Below are 4,325 nucleotides of genomic sequence, written 5' to 3'. Positions count from 1 at the left end.
ACCGCGCCCCGACCGTGACCAGCACCGCGGCCGCCACGATCCCGGCGAGCAACCACCGGCCCGCCGCCGAGGCGGCGACGGCGAGCGCGACCACGAGACCCGCCCCGAGTGACACCGACCCACCTACCTCCCCGTAACGACCGACGGCGGCAATAGCATGACCCACCAGATGCCGGGGGTGCCCGACCGCCCCACCCGGGCGGCGCACCCCGCCGACGCCACAACCGGAGGAGCGTGACGTGAGCGTGCCGAAGCTGTCCCTGTCCGAAAACACCGAGGCGGCACTGGCCAAGACCCGTGCCGAGGTCGTCGTGGTCGGTACCGTGCGCGGGGCCGACGGTCTCGAGCTCGCTGCCGGGGCAGAGGCGGTGGACGCGGCCTTCGACGGCGAACTCGCCGACGTGCTGACCACGATGGGGGCCACCGGCAAGGCCGAGGAGACGGTCAAGCTGCCGACCCTCGGCAGGCTGCCCGCGGGGGTCGTCCTCGCCGTGGGGCTGGGCTCGCCCGAGGTGGGTCCCGAGGATGTCCGCCGCGCCGCCGGCGCGTCCGGGCGGGCCCTCGCGGGCACCGCACGGGCGCTGACCACGCTGTCGGCCGTGGACCTGCAGGCCGCCGTCGAGGGGACCGTGCTCGGCTCCTACACGTTCGACCGGTACAAGTCCGAGCCCGGCACCGCCCCGGTCGGCACGCTCGACGTCGCCGCCCCCGAGGAGGGCACCACCCGCGCCCACCGGGCCACGCTGAAGGCCGCGGGCACCATCGCCGAGGCGGTGACGGTGGCCCGCGACCTGGTCAACACCCCGCCGAACGATCTCTACCCCGGCTCGTTCGCCGACCGGGCCCGGGAGCTGGCCGAGGACGCGGGCGTCGACTTCGAGGTGCTGGACGAGAAGGCGCTCGCGCGCAAGGGGTTCGGCGGGATCCTCGGGGTCGGCGGTGGCTCGTCCCGCCCCCCGCGCCTGCTGCGGCTGCGCTACCGCGGCCCGAAGGCGAGGAAGAAGGTCGCGCTCGTCGGCAAGGGCATCACCTTCGACACCGGCGGCATCTCGATCAAGCCCGCCGCCGGGATGGACGAGATGACCTCGGACATGGCCGGCGCCGCGGCCGTGCTCGCGTCCGTGCTGCTGGCCGCGAAGCTCAAGTACCCGCTGGAGGTCGTCGCGCACATCCCGCTCGCGGAGAACATGCCCTCGGCGACCGCGTACCGCCCGGGTGACGTGCTGACGATGTACGGCGGCAGGACCGTGGAGGTGCTCAACACCGACGCGGAGGGGCGCCTGGTGCTGGCCGACGCGATCGTGCGCGCCTGCGAGGAGGACCCGGACTACCTGGTCGAGACCTCCACCCTGACCGGGGCGCAGAAGGTGGCGCTGGGCAACCGCACCCCCGGGATCATGGGCGAGGAGGAGTTCCGCGACCGGGTGGCCGACCTCGCGCAGGCCACCGGGGAGAACGGCTGGCCGATGCCGCTGCCCGAGGAACTGCGCTCCGACCTGGACTCCAAGCTGGCCGACATCGCCAACGTCAGCGGTCAGCGCTGGGGCGGGATGCTCGCGGCCGGGCACTTCCTGCGCGAGTTCGTCGCGGAGGGCGTGCCGTGGACGCACATCGACGTCGCGGGCCCCGCTTACCACACGGGTTCGCCGTGGGGCTACACCGGCAAGGGTGGCACCGGCGTTCCGGTGCGCACGATCGCGGCGGTGCTGGCCGACGTCGCCGACCACGGCTGAAACCCGGAGCCGACCACGGCTGACCCGGAGCCGACCACGGCTGACCCGGAGGTGGACCCGTGCGCCGGGGCCGTCGTCGCGCAGGTACCGACGGCGGCCCCGGTGCGGACATCGGGGCCGGGCCCGCCGGGGAGCCGTTCATCCGTCCTGTTGCCGCTGCTGCCGACGGCGCAGGATCCGCTGCCGTTCGGTGTACTCGCGCATCCGTTTCGGGTATCCGGTCTTGGCGACCTCGTAGACCGGGATCGCGCGCTTCTTGCCGAACTGCTGGGCCGCGCCGAGGCTGCCGATCCGGCGGCGGGTCCATTCCCCGTCGTGGGCGACGAGGACCACGGTCGTCTCGGTGACGTTGGTGCGCGGCTCGACGAACGCCTCCACACCGCGCCGGGCGGAGGCCCACTGGTCGAGATGGTCCGTGTCGGCGGAACTCGCCCCGCGCACCGCCCCGGGCTTGCCGGGCTTGCCGGGTTTCCCCCCTTTGCGACGTCTGCGCAACGAGTCGAACAGGCCCACCTCGCCTCACCTTCCTCATTCGGGTCGCGGCGAGCATTATTCCGACACCGACCGGGTCTGTCTCCCCCGCACCCGCGCCGGAGGTGTCCGGTTTCACCGGATTCGCCCGGGCGTCGGCGCAAGCGGCGTCACAGCCCTACTCACTCGCACCGGATTCGGGCGAGGTGACAAGATGAGGTGGCATGAGCGCCCAACAGCGCCCGTGGACACGATCGACACCTGCCGAGGGAGTTTGACAAGTGACCGACGCTGAAGCCGACCTGGTGATCCTTGGTGGCGGATCGGGTGGTTACGCCGCGGCGTTCCGCGCCGCCGAGCTGGGCCTGTCCGTCACCCTGATCGAGAAGGACAAGCTGGGCGGCACCTGCCTGCACCGGGGTTGCATCCCGACCAAGGCACTGCTGCACGCCGCGGAGGTCGCCGACTCGGCGCGGGAGGGCGACCAGTTCGGCGTCAGGAGCGTGTTCGAGGGCATCGACATCGACGGTGTGCACAAGTACAAGGACACCGTCGTCAACCGCCTGTACAAGGGTCTGCAGGGCCTCGCGAAGGCCCACGAGATCAACTACGTGGAGGGCACCGGCACCTTCGTCGGCGGCACCACCGTCGAGGTCGACGGTACCCGCTACACCGGCAAGAACGTGCTGTTGGCCACCGGCTCCTACTCCAAGACGCTGCCGGACCTCGAACTGGGCGGCCGCATCGTCGCCAGCGAGGAGGCCCTCACCCTGGACCGTGTGCCGGAGAAGGTGGTGGTGCTCGGCGGCGGTGTGATCGGCGTCGAGTTCGCCAGCGTGTGGGCGTCGTTCGGCGCCGAGGTGACCATCGTGGAGGCCCTGCCCCGGCTCGTGCCCAACGAGGACGAGTTCGCCTCCAAGCAGCTCGAGCGCGCCTTCCGGCGCCGCAAGATCAGCTACAAGACGGGCGTGAAGTTCACCGGCGCCAAGCAGGACGACAACGGCGTCAGCGTGTCGCTGGAGTCCGGCGAGACGCTGGAGGCCGACCTGCTGCTGGTCGCGGTGGGGCGCGGTCCGAACACCGCCGGGCACGGCTACGACGAGGCGGGCATCACGATGGAGCGCGGCTTCGTCCGTACCGACGAGCGGCTGCGCACCAACCTGCCGAACGTCTACGCCGTCGGCGACATCGTGCCCGGCCTGCAGCTCGCGCACCGCGGGTTCCAGCAGGGCGTGTTCGTGGCCGAGGAGATCGCCGGGTTGAACCCGGGGCCGGTCGACGAGAGCGGCATCCCGCGCGTCACCTACTCGCACCCCGAGGTCGCCTCGGTCGGCCTGACCGAGGCCGAGGCGCGGGAGACCTACGGGTCGGACATCACCACGTTCACCTACGACCTCGGGGGCAACGGCAAGAGCCAGATCCTGAAGACCTCCGGTGCGGTGAAGCTGGTCAAGGCCCCGGACGGGCCGGTGGTCGGGCTGCACCTGGTGGGTGACCGGGTCGGCGAGCTGATCGGCGAGGCCCAGCTCATCTACAACTGGGAGGCGTTCCCCGAGGACGTCGCCCCGCTGATCCACGCCCACCCCACCCAGTCCGAGGCTCTCGGCGAGGCGCACCTGGCGCTGGCCGGCAAGCCGCTGCACGTGCACGGCTGAGGCGGCCGGGGCCGGGCAGTGCCCACCCGCGCGGGCGGCGTCCGTCACCGACGGCCCCGGCGCGGAGCGGTCGCCGGAAACCGCGGGCGCGGCGCGGCCGACACGCCAACGACCCACACCAGCACCACACGCACAAGGGAGTCAGCGAACAATGGCGTACTCCGTCACACTGCCGGAGCTCGGGGAGAGCGTCACGGAAGGCACGGTCACCCGGTGGCTCAAGCAGGAGGGTGACTCGGTGGAGGTGGACGAGCCGCTGCTCGAGATCTCCACCGACAAGGTCGACACCGAGGTCCCCTCCCCCGTCGCGGGCACGGTTCAGCAGATCGTGGCCCGCGAGGACGAGACCGTCGAGGTCGGTTCCCAGCTCGCCCTGATCGACGACGGCTCCGGTGGTGGACAGGCCGCCGCCGGGCAGGCACAACCGGAACCCGCCGCCGAGCCCGCCGCACCGGCCGAACCCGCC

4 protein-coding genes are annotated in these 4,325 nt (G+C 72.2%); 3 read left to right on the top strand and 1 reads right to left on the bottom strand.

Translation table 11 applies throughout. From position 1 onward, the window contains the following. Positions 1–239 precede the first annotated feature (239 nt). On the top strand, positions 240–1,733 hold the full coding sequence (locus ACTIR_RS0114690) for a leucyl aminopeptidase (RefSeq protein WP_026454863.1): 1,494 nt from the start codon (positions 240–242) through the stop codon (positions 1,731–1,733). Between the two features lie 138 nt (positions 1,734–1,871). On the opposite strand, the gene ACTIR_RS0114685 is transcribed toward ACTIR_RS0114690, so the two are convergent. Further along, a complete protein-coding gene (locus tag ACTIR_RS0114685) occupies positions 1,872–2,246 on the bottom strand; it encodes a hypothetical protein (protein ID WP_026454862.1) in 375 nt (124 codons plus the stop codon). 239 nt (positions 2,247–2,485) lie between these two features. On the opposite strand from ACTIR_RS0114685, the gene lpdA reads away from it, so the two are divergent. Both lpdA and ACTIR_RS0114675 read left to right on the top strand, forming a co-directional pair. Then, positions 2,486–3,859: a dihydrolipoyl dehydrogenase gene (lpdA, locus tag ACTIR_RS0114680; protein ID WP_026454861.1), complete on the top strand. Its 1,374-nt coding sequence runs from the start codon at positions 2,486–2,488 to the stop codon at positions 3,857–3,859. Between the two features lie 151 nt (positions 3,860–4,010). After that, positions 4,011–4,325 (top strand): biotin/lipoyl-containing protein (locus ACTIR_RS0114675; RefSeq protein WP_026454860.1); only part of this gene is annotated, 315 nt, incomplete at its 3' end.

The sequence above is a fragment of the Saccharomonospora iraqiensis subsp. iraqiensis genome, from assembly GCF_000430445.1.
Classification (GTDB): domain Bacteria; phylum Actinomycetota; class Actinomycetes; order Mycobacteriales; family Pseudonocardiaceae; genus Saccharomonospora; species Saccharomonospora iraqiensis.
Note: the sequence above shows the minus strand (reverse complement) of the source record. Positions and strands in the feature narration are given on the sequence as shown.